Annotated in this window: 17 protein-coding genes and 2 tRNA genes; 11 read left to right on the top strand and 8 right to left on the bottom strand. The window is 60.6% G+C overall.

Annotated features, from left to right (window positions below):
• The 4 genes from C4J88_RS01665 to C4J88_RS01650 all read right to left on the bottom strand — a co-directional run bounded on the left by C4J88_RS01665 (nt 1) and on the right by C4J88_RS01650 (nt 3,431).
• Nucleotides 1-258 carry a DUF2164 domain-containing protein gene (locus C4J88_RS01665; protein WP_005783916.1) on the bottom strand — a complete coding sequence of 86 codons (258 nt, stop codon included), beginning with the start codon at nt 256-258 and terminating at the stop codon, nt 1-3.
• Nucleotides 259-897: an imidazole glycerol phosphate synthase subunit HisH gene (hisH, locus tag C4J88_RS01660; protein WP_124402789.1), complete on the bottom strand. Its 639-nt coding sequence runs from the start codon at nt 895-897 to the stop codon at nt 259-261.
• Nucleotides 897-1,490: an imidazoleglycerol-phosphate dehydratase HisB gene (gene hisB, locus C4J88_RS01655; RefSeq protein WP_003237513.1), complete on the bottom strand. Its 594-nt coding sequence runs from the start codon at nt 1,488-1,490 to the stop codon at nt 897-899. Before hisB ends, hisH begins: the two co-directional genes overlap by 1 nt.
• Nucleotides 1,491-1,769: 279 nt before the next feature.
• Nucleotides 1,770-3,431 (bottom strand): OFA family MFS transporter, encoded by a 1,662-nt coding sequence (locus tag C4J88_RS01650; RefSeq protein ID WP_124406050.1) that lies wholly within the window; start codon nt 3,429-3,431, stop codon nt 1,770-1,772.
• Between the two features lie 324 nt (nt 3,432-3,755).
• Between C4J88_RS01650 and C4J88_RS01645 the strand changes: the two genes are divergently transcribed.
• The 4 genes from C4J88_RS01645 (at nt 3,756) to C4J88_RS01630 (ending at nt 7,484) form a co-directional block, all read left to right on the top strand.
• Nucleotides 3,756-5,972 (top strand): AsmA family protein, encoded by a 2,217-nt coding sequence (locus C4J88_RS01645; protein ID WP_124406049.1) that lies wholly within the window; start codon nt 3,756-3,758, stop codon nt 5,970-5,972.
• The gene (gene mutY / locus C4J88_RS01640; protein ID WP_124406048.1) at nt 5,969-7,036 is read left to right on the top strand and encodes an A/G-specific adenine glycosylase; all 1,068 of its coding nucleotides are present in this window, start codon (nt 5,969-5,971) and stop codon (nt 7,034-7,036) included. Before C4J88_RS01645 ends, mutY begins: the two co-directional genes overlap by 4 nt.
• On the top strand, nt 7,033-7,305 hold the full coding sequence (locus C4J88_RS01635; protein WP_124360851.1) for an oxidative damage protection protein: 273 nt from the start codon (nt 7,033-7,035) through the stop codon (nt 7,303-7,305). Before mutY ends, C4J88_RS01635 begins: the two co-directional genes overlap by 4 nt.
• A gap of 103 nt (nt 7,306-7,408) precedes the next feature.
• A tRNA-Phe gene (locus C4J88_RS01630) sits at nt 7,409-7,484 on the top strand.
• Between the two features lie 177 nt (nt 7,485-7,661).
• On the opposite strand, the gene C4J88_RS01625 is transcribed toward C4J88_RS01630, so the two are convergent.
• Together C4J88_RS01625 and C4J88_RS01620 are read right to left on the bottom strand one after the other, a co-directional pair.
• Nucleotides 7,662-9,269 (bottom strand): glycosyltransferase family 39 protein, encoded by a 1,608-nt coding sequence (locus C4J88_RS01625; RefSeq protein WP_124406047.1) that lies wholly within the window; start codon nt 9,267-9,269, stop codon nt 7,662-7,664.
• Between the two features lie 86 nt (nt 9,270-9,355).
• The gene (locus C4J88_RS01620; protein WP_124406046.1) at nt 9,356-10,321 is read right to left on the bottom strand and encodes an arsenic resistance protein; all 966 of its coding nucleotides are present in this window, start codon (nt 10,319-10,321) and stop codon (nt 9,356-9,358) included.
• Nucleotides 10,322-10,461: 140 nt separating this feature from the next.
• On the opposite strand from C4J88_RS01620, the gene C4J88_RS01615 reads away from it, so the two are divergent.
• Complete coding sequence (locus C4J88_RS01615; protein WP_124406045.1) at nt 10,462-10,875, top strand: hypothetical protein; 414 nt, start codon at nt 10,462-10,464, stop codon at nt 10,873-10,875.
• 117 nt (nt 10,876-10,992) lie between these two features.
• Here the strand turns inward: C4J88_RS01615 and gabP are convergent, their stop codons facing one another.
• Entirely contained in the window at nt 10,993-12,384 is a 1,392-nt protein-coding gene (gene gabP, locus C4J88_RS01610; protein ID WP_124406044.1) for a GABA permease, read from the bottom strand.
• Nucleotides 12,385-12,935: 551 nt separating this feature from the next.
• Here gabP and C4J88_RS01605 point away from each other — a divergent pair.
• The 5 genes from C4J88_RS01605 to C4J88_RS01585 all read left to right on the top strand — a co-directional run bounded on the left by C4J88_RS01605 (nt 12,936) and on the right by C4J88_RS01585 (nt 17,141).
• Entirely contained in the window at nt 12,936-13,709 is a 774-nt protein-coding gene (locus C4J88_RS01605) for an ABC transporter ATP-binding protein (RefSeq protein WP_124365477.1), read from the top strand.
• A 13-nt stretch (nt 13,710-13,722) separates the two neighbouring features.
• Complete coding sequence (locus tag C4J88_RS01600; RefSeq protein ID WP_124406043.1) at nt 13,723-14,475, top strand: ABC transporter substrate-binding protein; 753 nt, start codon at nt 13,723-13,725, stop codon at nt 14,473-14,475.
• Nucleotides 14,476-14,549: 74 nt separating this feature from the next.
• Complete coding sequence (locus tag C4J88_RS01595) at nt 14,550-15,245, top strand: ABC transporter permease (RefSeq protein ID WP_124406042.1); 696 nt, start codon at nt 14,550-14,552, stop codon at nt 15,243-15,245.
• A gap of 38 nt (nt 15,246-15,283) precedes the next feature.
• Nucleotides 15,284-15,973 (top strand): ABC transporter permease, encoded by a 690-nt coding sequence (locus C4J88_RS01590; RefSeq protein ID WP_124408583.1) that lies wholly within the window; start codon nt 15,284-15,286, stop codon nt 15,971-15,973.
• Nucleotides 15,954-17,141: a methyltransferase gene (locus C4J88_RS01585; RefSeq protein ID WP_124406041.1), complete on the top strand. Its 1,188-nt coding sequence runs from the start codon at nt 15,954-15,956 to the stop codon at nt 17,139-17,141. Before C4J88_RS01590 ends, C4J88_RS01585 begins: the two co-directional genes overlap by 20 nt.
• A gap of 240 nt (nt 17,142-17,381) precedes the next feature.
• On the opposite strand, the gene bcsQ is transcribed toward C4J88_RS01585, so the two are convergent.
• Nucleotides 17,382-18,281 carry a cellulose biosynthesis protein BcsQ gene (gene bcsQ, locus C4J88_RS01580; RefSeq protein WP_124406040.1) on the bottom strand — a complete coding sequence of 300 codons (900 nt, stop codon included), beginning with the start codon at nt 18,279-18,281 and terminating at the stop codon, nt 17,382-17,384.
• A 328-nt stretch (nt 18,282-18,609) separates the two neighbouring features.
• Here bcsQ and C4J88_RS01575 point away from each other — a divergent pair.
• A tRNA-Thr gene (locus C4J88_RS01575) sits at nt 18,610-18,685 on the top strand.
• Nucleotides 18,686-18,814 lie beyond the last annotated feature (129 nt).

Here is an 18,814-nt window from a genome sequence, read left to right as displayed (position 1 = left end):
TCAGGGTTTCTCAAGCGACCACAAGTCGCTTTCGATGCTTTCGAACCTTTCTTTAAGGAGCGTCTGCGTATCGAAAATCGCCCTGTTGTAATAGTGCGGCGCCACTTCGGTGGTGAACAGCTCAAGAATCTCGGCGACCTCGAACGAGCCCAGCTTGAGCTCGAAGCGGTCCTCCATGAAACGCTTGATCTTGTCGGTAGCCTCACGCTCCTGCTCGGGCGTGAGGTTCAAGATCGGCGGCTTGGGCTTCTTGGCCATTTACCAGCGACCGTCCCACGCGGCAAAGTTCTGCAGCAATTGCAGGCCATGGGTATGGCTCTTCTCCGGGTGGAACTGCACGGCAAAGCGTGAACCGTCGGCCAGCGCGGCGGCGAAGTCGACGCCGTAGTGCCCGCCACCCACCACCTGCTCGGGTTTACCGGCGGCGATGTAGTAGCTGTGCACGAAGTAGAAGCGCGCCATGTCCGGCACTTCGTGCCACAGCGGGTGATCCATGCTCTGGCGCACTTCGTTCCAGCCCATGTGCGGGACTTTCAGGTGGGCGCCGTCTTCATGCAGGTCCTTGCCAAAGAACTTGACCTGGCCTGGGAACAGGCCGATGCAGTCAACGCCATCGTTCTCTTCACTGCTGTCGAGCAAGGCTTGCATGCCCACGCAGATGCCGAGGAACGGGCGGTCCTGGCTGACTTCACGCACCAGGCTGTCAAAGCCCAGACGACGGATCTCGGCCATGCAGTCGCGAATCGCGCCCACGCCTGGGAACACCACGCGGTCGGCTTCGCGAATCACGCTGGCATCGCTGGTGATCAGCACCTTGCCGGCCCCTACGTGCTCGAGGGCCTTGGCCACCGAGTGCAGGTTACCCATGCCGTAATCGATAACCGCGACCGTCTGCATTACAAAACGCCCTTGGTCGACGGCATTTGCCCGGCCATGCGGTCATCGAGCTCGACGGCCATGCGCAGCGCGCGGCCGAAGGCCTTGAATACGGTTTCGATCTGGTGGTGGGTGTTGGTGCCGCGCAGGTTGTCGATGTGCAGGCTGACGAGTGCGTGGTTGACGAAACCCTGGAAGAATTCCTGGAACAGGTCGACATCGAAGCCGCCCACGGTGGCGCGGGTGTAGGGCACGTGCATCTGCAGGCCTGGGCGGCCGGAGAAGTCGATGACTACGCGCGACAGCGCTTCATCCAGCGGGACATAGGCGTGGCCGTAGCGACGAATGCCTTTTTTGTCGCCGATGGCCTTGGCAAATGCCTGGCCGAGGGTGATGCCTACGTCTTCCACCGTGTGGTGGTCGTCGATATGCAGGTCGCCCTTGCTGACGATATCCAGGTCGATCAGCCCGTGACGGGCGATCTGGTCCAGCATGTGCTCAAGAAAAGGGACACCGATATCAAATCGGGCCTTTCCGGTGCCATCCAGGTTGATCGAGGCTTTGATCTGGGTTTCCAGAGTGTCGCGCTCGACGGACGCCATACGTTCGACCATCACCAGCTCCGCAAATCATTGGGCGAAAAAGGCAGCCATTATAGGGGCGCGGGCGCTAAACAGAAACATCGGAGGGGATAAGACTGACGAGTTGATCACAGCGCCCCAGCATGGTGCGCGAAGATCATTCCCACGCTCTGCGTGGGAATGCCGCCTGGGACGCTCCGCGTCCCGCCAACGGGTGCAAGACTCAGAGCCTGCGCGCTGGTAACGCGGAGCGTCACGGGATGCATTCCCACGCGGAGCGCGGGAACGATCAGGCACAAAGGTTTTGCAGTGTTAGTGGAACAACACGGCCGTCTTCTGCAACGTCACCCACACACCCCACGCCAGCGGAATGCCCACCACCAGCCAGGCGGCGATCGCCATGGGCACGGTGCCGGGAGCCGCTTTCCACTCCAGGGAAGTGCTGGCATCAGCACCTTTGTCATGGCCCAGCGCCTGTTCGGCGGCAAGTTCCGCGTCGGTCATGAAGTACTTGTCGGCGACCGGACGCACCAGCAGGTTGCAGATAAAGCCCAGCACCAGGAGGCCGGCGAGGATGTACAAGGTGATGTCGTAGGCCGCAGCGCGTTCCACGCCGATGCTCAGCTGATATTCACGCAGGTAGTTCACCAATACCGGGCCCAGCACGCCGGCCGCAGCCCAGGCAGTCAGCAGGCGACCATGGATCGCGCCGACCATTTGCGTACCGAACAGGTCCGCCAGGTAAGCCGGCACCGTCGCAAAACCACCGCCGTACATCGACAGGATGATGCAGAACGCCGCCACGAACAGCGCCACGTTGCCCAGGTGCCCCAGGTTCGGGATCAGCGCGTACAGGGCAAAGCCCAGGGCGAAGAACACGAAGTAGGTATTTTTACGGCCCAGGTAGTCGGAGAACGACGCCCAGAAGAACCGGCCACCGATGTTGAACAGGCTCAACAACCCGGTGAAGCCTGCCGCGATGGCTGCAATCGACGCCAGTTGCCCGGCATCCAGCTGACCAAACGGCACATCCACACCCAGCAGCTTGCCGCCGAACACTTCTTGCAACAGTGGCGACGCCATGCCGAGGATGCCGATACCGGCCGACACGTTCAGGCACAGCACCAGCCATACCAGACGGAATTGCGGGGTTTTCCACGCCACGTTCACATGTACATGACGGTGAGTGATCATCGCGTTGCTGGCTTTTTTCGCCGGCGCGGTCCAGCCCTCAGGCTTCCAGCCGGTCGGCGGCACGCGATACGAGAGTGCGCCGCCGATCATGAACACGAAGTAAATCGCAGCCATCACCAAAAAGCTCTGCCATACGCCCACGCTGATCGGCGAAGCGAAATGGCCCATCAGTGCTGCGGCCAGCGGTGCGCCGACCATCGCGCCTCCACCGAAACCCATGATCGCCATGCCGGTAGCCATGCCGCGCTTGTCCGGAAACCACTTGATCAGGGTCGACACCGGCGAGATATAGCCCAGGCCCAGACCGATACCGCCAATGACCCCGGAGCCGATCCACATCAGCCAGATCTGGTGGGTATAGATACCCAAGGCCGAGATCAGCAGGCCACCACACCAGCACAGTGCCGATACGACACCGGCCTTGCGTGGCCCGGCATGCTCCAGCCAACCGCCCCAGATCGCTGCCGAGCAGCCCAGGAAGATGAAGAACAGGGTGTAGATCCAGCCCAGCATAGAGATGGGCCAGTCGCATTGGGACGAAAAGACCTGGGCGATGAAGCCCATGTCCGGCGCACAGGCGACCGGCGCGGTGATACCCAGCGCCTTGGACAGCGGCAACCAGAACACCGAGAAACCGTAGGCCATGCCGATGCACAGGTGAATAGCCAGGGCGGCCGGCGGAACCAGCCAGCGGTTGAAGCCGGGCTTGGCGATAATGCGTTCCTTGGACAGGAACGCAGGCGGTGCGGCGTTGATATCGGCCGCAGTGCTAGTGCTCATTGGTGTTTCCCCCAGTTATTGGTATGCGTCCGTCAGGCGCTCTCCCCCTCGGCCTTGCACGCAAAGCGTGACCGTTTTTTTGGGTGAAACTCCATTTTGGCGCGACGATACGTCGCAGAAGGCGGACGAACGCGCAGAGATTAGCACTTGCGGACGTGAGAAAAACCAAAGTGACATCACTTTTTTCAGCAAATCGGTTTTTTTTGACGCCAGAATCTTGTTTCGGCGGTCGTAGATACAATGTAACGATCCACGAACTGATGCAGGCCGTCGGGCGTTATACTCTGCGGCTAAATTTTGAAATCGACATACAAGGACTCGCCCATGAAAGCGTTCGGCAAAATCCTGGGTCTGGTATTTCTCGGGCTGTTGCTGATCATTGTGGCTCTCGGCTTTGCCCTGACCCACCTCTTCGATCCCAACGACTACAAAGAAGAAATTCGCCAGATTGCCCGCGACAAGGCCCACATCGAGCTGACGCTCAATGGCGACATCGGCTGGAGCCTGTTCCCCTGGCTGGGCCTGGAGCTGCACGAAGCCGGGGTGGCGACCCTGACCAACCCGACCCAACCGTTCGCCGACCTGCAGATGCTCGGCCTGTCGGTACGCGTGCTGCCGCTGCTGCGCCGCGAAGTGCAGATGAGCGATGTGCGCGTCGAAGGCCTGAACCTGCGCCTCAACCGCGACAAGAACGGCCACGGCAACTGGGAAGACATCGGCAAGAACCTGCCCGATGAACCCACAGGCACCCCCGCTCCCGCGCCGGTCGAGCCGGTGGCCGAAACCAAGCCGGAAAAACCGCCGCAGCCGATCCGCCTGGACATCGACAGCCTGACCATCAACAACGCCCGCGTTGAATACAACGATGAACAGACCGGCAAGCAGTTCAGCGCCGAAAGCATCCAGCTCAGTGCCGGCGCGATCCACGAAGGCGCCAACATTCCGCTGAAACTCACCGCGTTCCTGGGCAGCAACCAGCCGGTCATGCGGCTCAAGACCGAGCTGAATGGCAATCTGCGCATCCAGCGCGCGCTCAAGCGCTATCAGTTCGAAGACATGCGCCTGAGCGGCGAAGCCACCGGCGAGCCGCTGCAAGGCAAGACCGTGACCTTCTCCACCCAGGGTCAAGTGCTGGTGGACCTGGCGGCCAACTTCGCCGAATGGACCAACCTGAAACTCTCGGCCAACCAACTGCGCGCCCTCGGCGAACTGCGGGTCAATGACCTGGACAAAACCCCGCAGGTCAGCGGCGCGTTGTCGGTCGCCCAGTTCGACCTGGCCAAGTTTCTCGAGAGCGTCGGCCACCCGCTGCCGGCCATGGCGCCGGATAGCCTGAGCAAAGTCGAACTGGTCAGCCGCCTCCAGGGCACGCCGACCAGCGTTGCGCTGGAAGACCTGAACCTGAAACTCGACGGCAGCACCTTCACCGGTCGCGTCGCTGTGGATGATTTCGCCAAGCAGTCCCTGCGCGTGCAGCTCAAGGGCGATACCTTCAACGCCGACAATTACCTGCCGGCCAAATCCGACGCCGCCAAGGGCGCCACCGCCGCACGCCAAGCCGAAGTGCAGAGCAGCGAAGCCGGGGCGATGGCCGCCGGCGGTACCACTCCGCTGCCGGAAGCACCGACCAAGGGCGCCTGGAGCAGTGACAAACTGCTGCCGCTGACCCGCCTGCGCAGCCTGGATGTGAACGCTGACCTCGCCTTTGGTCAGCTGACCCTGAGCCAGTTGCCAATCCAGAATGCAGTATTGAAAGCCTCCGGCATCGACGGCCAGCTCAAGCTCGACAGCCTCAGCGGCGGCCTCTACAACGGTACGTTCCAGGCCAACGGCAGCCTCGACGTGCGCCAGGACATCCCGCTGCTGGCGCTGCAAAGCCATATCAAGCAAGTGCCCGTCGAACGCATCCTGCAAGCCCAGGGGAAAACCCCGCCGGTCAAGGGCCTGATTACCCTCGACAGCAACCTGAGTGGCCGAGGCAACAGCCAGAAGGCCCTGATCGACAGCCTCAACGGCACCGCCAACGTCGTGATCAACAACGGCGTGTTGCTCAATGCCAACATCGAGCAACAACTGTGTACCGGTATCGCCCTGCTCAACCGCAAAACCCTGAGCACCACGCCACAAGGCAAGGACACGCCCTTCCAGGAACTGCGCGGCAACCTGACGTTCCGCAATGGCGTGGCCAGCAACCCTGACCTGAAGGTGCGCATTCCGGGGCTGACGCTCAACGGCGATGGCGATGTCGACCTGCGCGTGCTGGGCATGGACTACCGCGTGGGCATCATCGTCGAAGGCGACCAGCGCGACGTGCCGGACCCGGCCTGCCAGGTCGGCGCCAACTTCCAGGGCATCGAAGTGCCGCTGCGTTGCCGTGGCCCGCTGGAACTGGGCGCCAAGGCCTGCCGCCTGGACAAGGACGGGCTTGGCCAGGTCGCCATCAAGGCGGCGGGCAACCGTCTTAACGAGAAGCTCGAAGAGAAGCTCGACAAAGTGAATCCAAAGCTCAAAGACGCACTGAAAGGCTTGTTCAACCGATGAGAAACGAGCAGTTTTCAGCGGCGGTACTCGACTGGTACGACCGCCATGGTCGCCACGACCTGCCCTGGCAACAGGGCATTACGCCTTACCGGGTGTGGGTGTCGGAAATCATGCTGCAACAGACCCAGGTCAGCACCGTGCTCAATTACTTCGACCGGTTCATGGCGTCCCTGCCGACGGTCGAAGCCCTGGCCGCCGCGCCGGAAGACGAAGTGCTGCACCTGTGGACCGGCCTGGGTTACTACACCCGGGCGCGTAACCTGCAAAAAACCGCAAAGATCGTGGTAGCCGACTACGGCGGCGAGTTTCCCAGGGATGTCGAAAAGCTCACCGAACTGCCCGGCATCGGCCTGTCCACCGCCGGAGCGATCGCCAGCCTGAGCATGGGCCTGCGCGCGCCGATCCTCGACGGCAACGTAAAACGCGTGCTAGCACGCTTTACCGCGCAAGAGGGCTACCCAGGCGAACCCAAGGTCGCCAAGCAGCTGTGGGCCACCGCAGAGCGCTTCACGCCCCATGACCGCGTCAACGCTTACACCCAGGCGATGATGGACATGGGCGCGACCCTTTGTACCCGCAGCAAACCCAGCTGCCTGCTGTGCCCGCTGGAAAAAGCCTGCGAAGCGCACATGCTCGGCCTGGAGACGCGCTACCCGATCCCCAAACCACGCAAGACCATCCCGCAGAAACGCACGCTGATGCCGATGCTCGCCAATGCCGAAGGCGCGATCCTGCTTTACCGTCGCCCGTCCACGGGCCTGTGGGGCGGTTTATGGAGCCTGCCGGAGCTGGACGACCTGGAAGACCTCGATCATCTGGCCAACCAGCACGCACTGGCATTGGGCAAGCACCAGGAACTGCCAGGGCTGATCCACACCTTCAGCCATTTCCAGCTGGCCATCGAACCCTGGCTGGTCCAGGTCGAGGAAAGCGCCCATCACGTGGCCGAGGCCGACTGGCTCTGGTATAACCTCGCCACCCCGCCGCGCCTGGGCCTTGCCGCCCCGGTAAAAAAATTGCTGAAGCGCGCGGCTGACGTATTGAACGCAGGAGAGTCGTCATGACCCGCACCATCATGTGCCGCAAGTACAAAGAAGAACTGCCCGCACTCGAACGCGCCCCTTTTCCGGGTGCCAAGGGCCAGGACATCTACGACCACGTCTCCGCCAAAGCCTGGGGCGACTGGCAGAAACACCAGACCCTGCTCATCAACGAAAAACGCTTGAACATGATGAACGCCGAAGACCGCAAATACCTGCAGGGCGAAATGGACAAGTTCTTTTCCGGCGAGGAATACGCCCAAGCCGAAGGCTACGTTCCGCCTGCTCAATAATTGATCAAAAACCGGGGTCGGCACGTAAGCGACGGTAATAATTAAATATTTTTTGAAAACTTGCTTGACGACCCCCTGAAAAACCCGTTTAATGCGCCCCGTTGCCCAGATAGCTCAGTCGGTAGAGCAGGGGATTGAAAATCCCCGTGTCGGCGGTTCGATTCCGTCTCTGGGCACCAAAATACCGAGAAACCCCAAGGAACAATGTGTTCCTTGGGGTTTTTTATTGCCTGCGATTTGATGGTGGCCGGAATTCTTCTCAGACGCCTTTCAATTATCTGAGCGCTGTTTTTGAGATAGTGCAGGCCCTCATGAGGCCTTGAGCACTTGGATAATCCCTATGCTTGAAGAGCTTCTTACCTGAGCAAAAACACCATCAACGGATTGTCATTCAACCGCCCCTGAAAGCTCGGCGCCAATGGCTCCACGGGCGAGCCCTTCAACAGCGCCGTGTCCTTGCGCGGCACAATCACCCAGGATGGCCGGGGCAATGTGACGAGCTTCTCAAGCTCGTTACGCCCGACGAACAGCGGCTGCTCATCGTGGTCCAGGTTCATCATGTAGCGCACCGCCCAGGTGTCCCGGGCCAGGTCGACAAACACCAAAGGCCCCGGCTGCGCATCCCGCAATGCCTCTACCTGACTGACAAACTGCCGGGTATCGAACTGAAGGTCCTTGGCCGGCTCGATGACGCTCACCAGCAACAACCACTGGGCCGCCAGGGCGATTGCGCTGAGCCACACCAATCGCGTAGCCCGATGCCACGCAAGGATCGCCGCCACCTGCAGAAGCACCAGCACGCCGATCAATAGCGGCATGGACACGTCGGGCCAGTAACCCTGCTTGTGCCAGGCATGCCGACACACAAACAGCACCACCACGCACAGCGCCGGCAGCGCTACAACGAGCCCTTCGTAACCGCGACGCACGCCAACGAGCCAGCCTTGCGCCTGGAGCAGCCCATAAGCCGCGACGGCGGCAAACATCGGCACCATGGGCAGAATGTAATAAGCACGCTTGAAATGCGGCACGGACAGGCCGAGCAGAATCATCAGGCCGCACGCGCCGAGCCGTATCAGCATCTGCACATCATCATTGGCCCAGCGCTCCGCCCAGCGATGACGCAGCGCAATCAAGGTAGCCAGCGCCAATGGCACCACCGGGAAGTAGCGGTACAGACTCAGCTGGAAGTAAAAGTAGAACGGCTCGCCAGACTCATCGAGGCGCCCGCCGACCTGCATCTTGAACACCTCATTGGCAAAGGCATCGCCACCACTGATGCGCGCGAGCTTCATCAATAGCCACCAGCACGCCGCCAGCAACACCAACCCGGCAACGCCGTGAATCAACACCTGCCTGACCCGCTCCCCCGGCCGGCCCAGCGCCCAGTACACGCAAGTAACGCCACACACCTCGATCAACCCCAGCGGCCCGCGAATCGCAAAGGCCAGGATAAACAGTGGGAACACCGCAAGTTGCCTGACCCGCGAGCCCAGGCGCTCGCCGCTGTGCAGCAGGTAGAAAGTGCCGATGCACAACAGCGCGATCATCTGGTCCAGGCACACCGAGCGCGACTTTTCGAGCAACTGGGTGGTGAGCAATGTCAGCAGCACCGTCAGTAATGCCCAGGGCCGGCTGGACGGCGCCAGCAGGCGATAGATCAAGGCAATCACGCCGGCCGAAGCCAGCGCGGTGGGCAGCACATTCGCCAGATGGTTGGGCGCGTCGAACAACCGCGCGAAGACGTAGCTGAAGAAGGTCGCGGTGCCGGGGTAATCCGCGTACGGCTGGCCGTAGGTGGTGGGGAAAAGACTCGCGCCGTGGCGAAACATTTCCTGCAGGAACAGCGCCCAACGTCCGTCAAAGCCTTGGGGCTGCTGGTCCCAGATACCCCAGGTGAACAGCAATAAGGCGATCAGAAAGATGCCCAGTGACTCCAGGCGATAGCGGTTGCGATGATCCATCGGGTGACCTGTCAGGTGGGAGGCGCGGGCTTATGGTGCCGGCCGCCTCCCTGAATAGCGCCTGAACAAACCTGATTATTCACGCGTTAGCGGCTGGCGGGCCACACCAGGGCCGGGATCAGGCGGATATAGATCAACTGCGCGACCAGCTCGACCAGGGTTTGCAGGATGACCGCCGTTGCGGCCAACCCGCGCACGCCTTCAGGCAACGCCAGCGCCAGGGGCAGCACCACCAGCGAATTGCGGGTGGATGCGCTGAACGTCACCGCACGCGCCGTGGCCGCCGGCAGCGCAAACAGCCGCGCGGCCAGCATTCCCATCAGCGGCGCCAGCAGCACGAAGCCTGCGTAGACCGCGAGCACTGGCAGCAGTACGCCGATGTCCCGAATCACCGATGTGATTTGCGAGCCAATCACCACAAACAGCACGAGCGCCATCGCCGGCACCGGCAGCCAGGCCCAGGCGCTGTTCCACCGGCCGATCAGCATTGATCGCCGGGCGAAGAACAGGGTCAATGTGGCCAGCAACATCGGCGCCACGATCAACCCCATGAACGCTTGGATAAACGGCCCGACCGCGATCACCACCCCGGATTGCGTGCCCAGCATCAAACCCAGGTACACCGGCAGCAAGGCCAACTGCATCAGCAGCAGTAACGGCGTGGCCGCCAGTACCAACCGCGAGTCGCCTTTACCGATGTGAGTAAACACCACCACGTAATCGATACACGGCGTGAGCAACACCAGCAACGCGCCCACCAACAGCGCAGGGTGCCCCAGCAGGCCACGGGTCAGCGCCCATACCAGCAAGGGCACCAGGATGAAATTGGCCAGCAGCAACGCCGCCATGAAGCGCTTGCTGCCCCAGCCGCGGCGCAGATCCAGGAAAGGAATTTGCAGGAACATCGCGTACATCAATACCGCGATGGCCGGCGTGATCAGAACGCTGAGGTCCTGAGCGTACGACGGCGCGAATACGCCACACAGAGCGGCGAGCAGGATGGCGCCAAAGTAGACGGGAATCTGGTTGTGCTCGAGGGTGTCGCGGGTCATGAAGACGCTCTGGCAAGTTGCAAAGGCCAAGCCTATTCATCTATTGCCTGGCGGTCGAGTTGGATGAGCGACCAAACCTTCTTGGGATTTCTCCCAACCTGCGCTTCAATACCTGCCCCAAACCCCAGGACGTTACGCCCATGGCCTCGCCAAACAAGCAGCAAAAACGCGCCCAGCGGGCAAAAACCAAGGCCAAGCAAAACCGCACCCAGCGTGCCGTCGCGACCAAGGCCGATGCATTTGCCGGCGATGACAGCCGTATCGATCTTGAGTCAGTGGATTTGACCGAGCTATTCGAAGAAATGCGTGTTGCGGGTGAGGTCAGCCAGCAGGCGTTGTGTGCCGCTTTCCTGTCGCATCCGTTGCTCGCGCTGGTGCTGGAGCAGGAAGGCGAAGAGGAAGCGACCGACTTTATCCTGGCCGCGCTGATCGAATATCGGCAATGGGCCACTGACAGCGATGACGAGGCCGCCGCATTGGCGTGGATCGAATCGCCGCAGTTCCAGGCGGACTACTTAGCCGCATCCCAAACGCTGACAAATTCAGCAGACTGACACAGACCAAATGTGGGAGGGGGCTTGCTCCCGATGGCAGTGTGTCAGTCACTTATTTGTTAACTGACCCACCGTCATCGGGAGCAAGCCCCCTCCCACACTTTGATCTGCATTTCGTCAGTTCAGTACGGGAGTGCCCATTCTCTGGGCCTTGCGACGACTCGCAACAAACAGCCCCGCCAACACCACCAGCAAGCTCAGGATCCCTGTCGCGATGATCTCAACGCGGTGCGCTTCCTGGAACAGCATGATGGTCAGCGTGCCCACGATAAAGACCATCACCGCGTAGGTCAGGCCCGGGAACAGCCACATCTTGAACACAATCTTCTCGCCTGCTGCCGTACGCTTCTGACGCATGCGCAGTTGCGACACGGCAATCACCAGATACACCAGCAAGGCAATGGCGCCCGAACTGGCCAGCAGGAATTCGAACACCGCCGCCGGCGCCACATAGTTGGCAAACACCGCCAGGAACGCAGCGCCCGTGGACAGCAACACGGCCCAGTAAGGCGTGCCGCTTTTATTCGTGCGTTTGGCCACAGCCGGGGCGTCGCCACGACGGCCCAGGGAGAACAGCATGCGCGAGGCGGTGTACAACGCAGAGTTGAGGCAGCTGGTCACGGCAACCAACACCACCAGGTCGACGATCAGCTTGGCATTCGGGATGCCCATGCGCTCGAGCACGGTCTGGTAGGAACCCACCGCGGCCAGCGTCGGATCATTCCAAGGCACCAAGGACACGACGATGAAAATCGACAAGAGATAGAACAAACCAATCCGCCAGATCACCGAGTTGGTGGCCTTGGTGATTTGCTGGCCGGGGTTCTTCGATTCTGCGGCAGCGATGGTCACGATCTCAGTGCCCATGAACGAGAACATGGTGGTCAGGATCGCCGCCAGCACCGCGCCCATGCCGTTCGGCATAAAGCCCTGGGTGTCGAACAGGTGCGATACACCGCTGACCTGGCTGGTGGGCAAAAAGCCGAAAATCGCCGCCAGGCCAAGGATGACAAAGCCCACGATCGCCACGACCTTGATCAGCGCGAACCAGAACTCGAACTCACCGTAATTCTTCACACTGAACAGGTTGGTCGCCGTCAGCAGCAAGGTGATGATCAGGGTAAAGGCCCAAATGGCTACGCCCGGGAACCAGGCATGCAGGATGGTTGCGGCCGCGTTGGCTTCCAACGGAATCACCAGCACCCAGAACCACCAGTACAGCCAACCGATGGTAAACCCGGCCCAGTGGCCGATCGCACGGTCGGCGTAAGTAGAGAACGAACCGGTGTCCGGTGAGGCAACGGCCATTTCGGCCAACATGCGCATCACCAGTACCACCAGCGTACCCGCAGCGGCATATGCCAGCAGTACGGCAGGGCCGGCGGCAGCAATCGCATGGCCGGAGCCCACAAATAAACCGGCACCAATCACCCCGGCAATCGAGAGCATGGTCACATGACGCGGTTTAAGCCCCTGTTCGAGGTCATTGCAGCTTTGCGTACTACTCATTGACACACCTTTGGGAGGAATTGCGAAAACGGTTCGCCCGGCCCGGAGTCTTCGTGAAAAGAAACCAACAGGGCGTTCTTTATTTTTTACGCAAGTTTTGCGCCAAAATATTACAAAGCCTGAATTGACGCGGGCTGTAGGACAATTCCTCAGTCGTCGCAAGTCATTGAGAACAATGGCATTCCGCTATAGCGTTACCGAGCGACCCATTTTCATAGCGCAAGAGCGCACCAAAAACACACACAAAAAGTAGGAGGCGCTCTATAAAAGGGCCGATATACACCGTTTACCCGGTTAACCCTTCCAACACCCGGCCAAAGCTGGCACCATCGCGCCCTTTTTTACGCGAAGCCTGTGGATTGGCCAGGTCCAGACGTCTGTTAGTTGTTGATGGCGCGACACGCTGCTGCGCCGATGCGACACCCTGCCGCAGACCACCTGTTAACCGTCCGCAGCGCTGTTGGCTGTCATCCAAACGCTATGCTAGCTTGGCGCCTCGCCAGGAAGGCGGCCCAACAGCAGGAATGCAATGCACACAATGAGGACCGCACATGGCCGAGGCCGCGCCCGCGCTTGAAATCCGCAACTTGCACAAACGCTACGGTGAGCTGGAGGTACTCAAAGGTATCTCGCTGACCGCTCGCGACGGCGATGTGATCTCGATCCTGGGTTCCTCCGGCTCCGGCAAGTCCACCTTCCTGCGCTGCATCAACCTGCTGGAAAACCCGCACCAGGGCCAGATTCTGGTGGCCGGCGAAGAGCTCAAGCTCAAGGCCGCAAAAAACGGCGAGTTGATGGCCGCCGACGGCAAGCAGATCAACCGCCTGCGCAGCGAAATTGGTTTTGTGTTTCAAAACTTTAACCTGTGGCCGCACATGAGCATCCTCGACAACATCATCGAGGCCCCTCGCCGCGTGCTCGGCCAGAGCAAGGCCGAGGCGATAGAAGTGGCCGAGGCCCTGCTGGCCAAGGTCGGCATCGCCGACAAGCGCCACGCCTACCCGGCTCAACTGTCCGGCGGCCAGCAACAACGCGCAGCGATTGCGCGTACGTTGGCGATGCAGCCCAAGGTCATTCTGTTCGATGAGCCGACGTCGGCGCTTGACCCGGAAATGGTCCAGGAAGTACTTAATGTGATCCGCGCGCTGGCCGAAGAAGGCCGCACCATGCTGCTGGTCACTCACGAAATGGGCTTCGCCCGCCAAGTGTCCAGCGAGGTGGTGTTCCTGCACCAGGGCCTGGTCGAAGAGCAAGGATCGCCACAGCAGGTGTTCGACAACCCGCTTTCGGCGCGCTGCAAACAATTCATGTCCAGCAACCGCTAACGGAGCAACATGCATGCAGACCTATAAAAAATTCCTTCTGGCCGCGGCCGTCTCGATGGCGTTCAGCGCCACGGCCATGGCAGAAACCTTGAAAATGGGGATCGAAGCGGCCTACCCGCCCTTCAACAATAAAGACGCCAGTGGCAATGTCGTCGGTTTCGACAAAGACATTGGCGACGCCCTGTGCGCCAAGATGAAAGTCGAGAAGTGCGAAGTGTATGTGTCCGACTGGGACGGCATCATCCCGGCCCTGAACGCCAAGAAATTCGACTTCCTGGTGTCCTCGCTGTCCATCACCGATGAGCGCAAGCAGGCTGTCGACTTCACCGACCCGTACTACTCCAACAAGCTGCAGTTCATCGCGCCAAAAGCTACCGCCGACTTCAAACCCGACGCGGATTACCTGAAGGGCAAAGTCATCGGCGCACAACGTGCAACGCTGGCCGGTACCTACCTGGAAGACAAGCTGCCGGACACCGAAGCCAAGCTGTATGACACCCAGGAAAACGCCTACCTCGACCTGACTTCCGGCCGCCTGGACGGCATCCTGGCCGACAAGTACGTGCAGTACGAATGGCTCAAGAGCAAAGACGGTTCGGCCTATGAATTCAAGGGCGACCCGGTTGTAGAGAGCGACAAGATCGGTATCGCCGTGCGCAAGGGCGACCCGCTGCGCGAGCGCCTGAACAAAGCCCTGGCAGAGATCAAGGCAGACGGCACCTACAAGAAGATCAACGACAAGTACTTCCCGTTCAGCATCGAATGATCTGAACGGCCTGACCGGCGCGCTCAGCCGAGCGCGCCGGCTTCCAGCAATGCCTGCCGCGATATGAAAACACCATGAATTTCGACCTCTACGGATTCGGCCCGGCCCTTGCCGCCGGCGCGCTGATGACCGTCAAACTGGCGCTCACGGCCCTGTGCCTGGGGCTGGTGCTGGGCTTGGCCGGTGCCTTGGCCAAGACCTCACCGTACAAGCCGTTGCAATGGCTGGGCGGTGCTTATTCGACCATCGTTCGCGGTATTCCCGAGTTGCTGTGGGTGCTGCTGATTTATTTCGGCACCGTTAACCTGATGCGTGCCCTGGGGGAACTCTTCGGTAACCCCGACCTGTCCCTGAGTGCCTTTGCCGCCGGCGTCATCGCTCTGGGCCTGTGCTTTGGCGCCTACGCCACGGAAGTGTTTCGCGGCGCGATCCTCGCCATTCCCAAGGGCCACCGTGAAGCCGGTGTGGCGTTGGGGCTGTCGAAATTTCGGATTTTCACGCGGCTGATCATGCCGCAGATGTGGCGCATCGCCCTGCCGGGCCTGGGCAATCTGTTCATGATCCTGATGAAGGACACCGCGCTGGTATCGGTGATCGGCCTGGAAGAAATCATGCGCCACGCGCAGATCGGCGTGACCGTCACCAAGCAGCCGTTCACCTTCTTCATGGTCGCCGCCTTCATGTACCTGGGCCTGACCGTGCTCGCCATGACCAGCATGCACTTCCTGGAAAAACGCGCCGCCCGCGGCTTTGCAAGGAGCCCCCAATGAGCGGTGATTACAGCTGGCTGTCGCATTTCGACCTGGGCCTGAACTGGGCCGTGATCATCAAATGGCTGCCCAAATTGGCCCAGGGCGCGACACTCACCCTGGAGCTGGTGGCAATTGCCGTGACTGCCGGCCTGCTGCTGGCGATCCCATTGGGCATCGCTCGCTCTTCGCGTCGCTGGTACGTGAGTGCCCTGCCCTATGCCTACATTTTCTTCTTCCGTGGCACGCCGTTGCTGGTGCAGTTGTTTCTGGTCTACTACGGCCTGGCGCAATTCGACAGCGTGCGTGGCAGCTTCATGTGGCCCTACCTGCGCGATCCGTTCTGGTGCGCCACCGCCACCATGACCCTGCACACCGCCGCCTATATCGCTGAAATCCTGCGCGGCGCGATCCAGGCCATTCCCCCAGGCGAGATCGAGGCGGCACGCGCCCTGGGCATGTCCAGGCCCAAGACACTGTTCTACATCATCCTGCCCCGCGCATCGCGCATCGGCCTGCCGGCCTACAGCAACGAAGTGATCCTGATGCTCAAGGCCAGCGCCCTGGCCAGTACCGTGACCTTGCTGGAACTGACCGGCATGGCCCGGACCATCATTGCCCGTACCTACCTGCCGGTGGAGATTTTCTTCGCGGCCGGGCTGTTCTACCTGGTGATGGCCTACGTGCTGGTGCGCGGTTTCAAACTGCTGGAAAAGTGGCTGCGCGTCGATGCATGCCAAGGACGTTGAGGCACGCTTCCAGGCACTGGATGGGTTTCTGATCGAGCACCAAGGGCTGTGGCGACCACGGCCCTTTACCCATCTTCAATTACCCTGGGAAACCGAACATCCCGCGCTAGCGCAGTGGCTACGCCAACGCTCGCTGGACGACGCCGAAGCCAGCCACAATCACCCCCACGAGCTGCCGGCGCCCGCGCCTTTTCCACAATTGGCCGCACAGGCGCTGCGCCTCAGCGCTGTGGATAAGTTGCCGACACACGCGCTTGCACCCGCTCGCCATCGCCTGGATGTCGACGTTCCGGGCCGCAAGTGGCAGCAGATCGAAGCCTTCGGCGCCGCCCTGAATTTTGCCGCAGAGCCCCACCACTGGCTGGACTGGTGCGCCGGCAAAGGCCATCTCGGCCGCCGCCTGCTGCAACCTGGCCAACAGCTGACTTGCCTGGAATATGACCCGGCCCTGATTGCCTCCGGCACAGCTTTGAGTGATCACCACGGCTTGCGCGTTGCCCATCGCCTGCAAGACGTGATGGCGGATGTGGCGATCAGCCCCGAGCACACCCCCATCGCCCTGCATGCCTGCGGCGACCTGCACGTGCGTATGCTGCAACTGGCCAGCGCTGCCGGCTGCAAGCAACTGGCGCTGGCGCCGTGCTGCTATAACCGCATCGGCGCCGACCGCTATCAAGCGCTGTCCGCGACCGGGCGCGCGTCGGCCCTGCAGCTGTCGATCGAGGATCTGGGCCTGCCGCTGAGCGAAACCGTCACTGCCGGCAACCGCGTCCGCCAGCAACGCGATACCTCCATGGCCCGGCGCCTGGGCTTCGACCGGCTGCAACGGCAGCTGCGGGATTGCGACGACTACCTGCCCACGCCGTCCCTGCCCACGAAGTGGCTGGATAAATCCTTCGCTGACTATTGCCGGGAGCTGGCACGCCTGAAGGATTTATCTACCGGTGACCAGGATTGGGGGACGCTGGAAGCACACGGCTGGCGCCGGCTGGCCGAGGTGCGAAACCTGGAACTGGTCCGAGGCCTGTTTCGCCGCCCGCTGGAAATGTGGCTGGTACTGGATCGCGCGTTATTCCTGATGGAGCACGGCTACAATGTCGAGCTCGGCAGCTTCTGTGAACACACCCTCACCCCACGCAACCTGATGGTGCTCGCCGAGCGCGATTAAGGAGCACAACTTCCTACCGCGCCCTGTGGATAACTCTGTTGATGAATTCTTTACCAAAGCTGTAGCCATCAGCGCTACAGACCAAAAGCGGCGCTGGTCATTTTTTGTTCACACAATAAACGCACGCAAAACAGGCAGTTGCAGCGTATTGAGAACGGCTCCACAAAATGGCCGTTCAGTAACCACCGTTACCAACCGATTGTGCATAAGCATCTGGCGTAAACCGTATAAACCGCGCTTTCACGCGGTTTTCCTCGGCGCCTTCAGCAGCAGGCACAACGCATTGATATCGTCACTGGCGAGCCGCTTGGTCACGTTATCCAACGGGTCGGCCGCGAAGGCCAAGGCCTCGTTGATCGCCATGTCGCGATGCACCTCCAGCAGGTCTGTGCCAAGCCGACGTTTGAATGCCTCAACCATGTCCAGGCTGAACGCATTGCTTTCATCCATCTGGTTGACCACTACGTGCGCAGCCGGTGGGCACTGGCCCTCAAGGTACGGGGCGAGCAGCGTGTCCAGATGATCCAGCGTACCAAGGCACGCAGCGTCCGGCTGCACAATAAGCAGCACCACATCGGCCACGTTCAGCGCCTGATGGAAATAGACATTATTGCCGGCGGGCGTATCGATAATCACCGTCTGCCGCTCGCTCAAGCCCAGCGACGCGAGACGCTGCGCCAGCCAATCGGGCTCATGCTTGAGCCAACGCTCCAGATTCTCCTGCTGCTGGATATCGATATCGCCGAAGGTGATCACCTGACAACCGGCAAACCCCAACTGCTGCAGCGGCCCCCATTGCCCATGCTCCAGACTGGTGCGCCCGATCCCAGGCAACGTGGAACTAACGCCGAAGTGGTGGTGCAAAGCATTCTGCGGGTCCAGGTCCAACGCCACCACCGACTCCCCATGGCGTTGCAAACCGCTGCTCAACGCCGTAACCAGCGTGCTGCGCCCGACACCGCCATTGATCGACACAAGCGCCACTATTTTTGGACGCAACACAGGGGTAACCAGCGGTTGGAGATATTGAAGGGATTGTTCAGGGACACTGCCGAAAAAGTGCATTCGCGCATTGTTGCCATCGGCGTCATGGGCGACATCCTTGCCGAACAACGCCAGGATTTCTCTGCTAAGGCTCATAACCTGCTCCTCACGACGCAGCGTTAAGACGTGAAGCTCGGCAAGCGCGGATACTTACCGCAGGTCTTATTATAGGCGTCCTTGTTTGGGCATTCTGTGGCAACGGGTAGGGCGTGTCATTATTTTGATGTTTTTGTTTTGTGCTTTCTGGATGAACGGTAAAAAGTCAATTTAATGGCTTTTTTCTGAGTGCTGCTTGCGCAGGTTTTCATGCAGTGACATTGGGCAAAAAACACGGCGACTGCAAAAAACCGCAGCGTTTGCAAAAATAGTCAGAATTCAGGGGTTTACAGAACCTTTTCAATCGCTATAATCGTCGCCCTAACACGCCGGTATAGCTCAGTTGGTAGAGCAACTGACTTGTAATCAGTAGGTCCCGGGTTCGACTCCTGGTGCCGGCACCATACAAAACAAAGCCCTCGCAGAAATGTGAGGGCTTTGTTGTTTCTGGGTTAAGACAACCCCAGCCGCTCGCCTGCAAACCCTTCCCAAACCGACAAACCGCTATTGACCGCCAACCTGCCGAAGCCTAA

It is taken from the genome of Pseudomonas sp. R4-39-08, from assembly GCF_003852275.1.
GTDB lineage: Bacteria > Pseudomonadota > Gammaproteobacteria > Pseudomonadales > Pseudomonadaceae > Aquipseudomonas.
The sequence above is the reverse complement of the archived record's forward strand: the minus strand, read 5'-3'. Positions and strand labels throughout refer to the sequence as shown.

Bases quoted from the DNA above. Each gene is read 5' to 3' on its own strand.
- C4J88_RS01620 (WP_124406046.1), bottom strand. From the start codon at position 10,321: ATGACCCGCGACACCCTCGAGCACAACCAGATTCCCGTCTACTTTGGC.
- mutY (WP_124406048.1), top strand. From the start codon at position 5,969: ATGAGAAACGAGCAGTTTTCAGCGGCGGTACTCGACTGGTACGACCGC.
- C4J88_RS01615 (WP_124406045.1), top strand. From the start codon at position 10,462: ATGGCCTCGCCAAACAAGCAGCAAAAACGCGCCCAGCGGGCAAAAACC.
- C4J88_RS01600 (WP_124406043.1), top strand. From the start codon at position 13,723: ATGCAGACCTATAAAAAATTCCTTCTGGCCGCGGCCGTCTCGATGGCG.
- C4J88_RS01595 (WP_124406042.1), top strand. From the start codon at position 14,550: ATGAATTTCGACCTCTACGGATTCGGCCCGGCCCTTGCCGCCGGCGCG.
- hisH (WP_124402789.1), bottom strand. From the start codon at position 897: ATGCAGACGGTCGCGGTTATCGATTACGGCATGGGTAACCTGCACTCG.
- gabP (WP_124406044.1), bottom strand. From the start codon at position 12,384: ATGAGTAGTACGCAAAGCTGCAATGACCTCGAACAGGGGCTTAAACCG.
- C4J88_RS01625 (WP_124406047.1), bottom strand. From the start codon at position 9,269: ATGGATCATCGCAACCGCTATCGCCTGGAGTCACTGGGCATCTTTCTG.
- C4J88_RS01635 (WP_124360851.1), top strand. From the start codon at position 7,033: ATGACCCGCACCATCATGTGCCGCAAGTACAAAGAAGAACTGCCCGCA.
- hisB (WP_003237513.1), bottom strand. From the start codon at position 1,490: ATGGTCGAACGTATGGCGTCCGTCGAGCGCGACACTCTGGAAACCCAG.
- C4J88_RS01645 (WP_124406049.1), top strand. From the start codon at position 3,756: ATGAAAGCGTTCGGCAAAATCCTGGGTCTGGTATTTCTCGGGCTGTTG.
- C4J88_RS01665 (WP_005783916.1), bottom strand. From the start codon at position 258: ATGGCCAAGAAGCCCAAGCCGCCGATCTTGAACCTCACGCCCGAGCAG.
- C4J88_RS01605 (WP_124365477.1), top strand. From the start codon at position 12,936: ATGGCCGAGGCCGCGCCCGCGCTTGAAATCCGCAACTTGCACAAACGC.
- C4J88_RS01585 (WP_124406041.1), top strand. From the start codon at position 15,954: ATGCATGCCAAGGACGTTGAGGCACGCTTCCAGGCACTGGATGGGTTT.
- bcsQ (WP_124406040.1), bottom strand. From the start codon at position 18,281: ATGAGCCTTAGCAGAGAAATCCTGGCGTTGTTCGGCAAGGATGTCGCC.
- C4J88_RS01650 (WP_124406050.1), bottom strand. From the start codon at position 3,431: ATGAGCACTAGCACTGCGGCCGATATCAACGCCGCACCGCCTGCGTTC.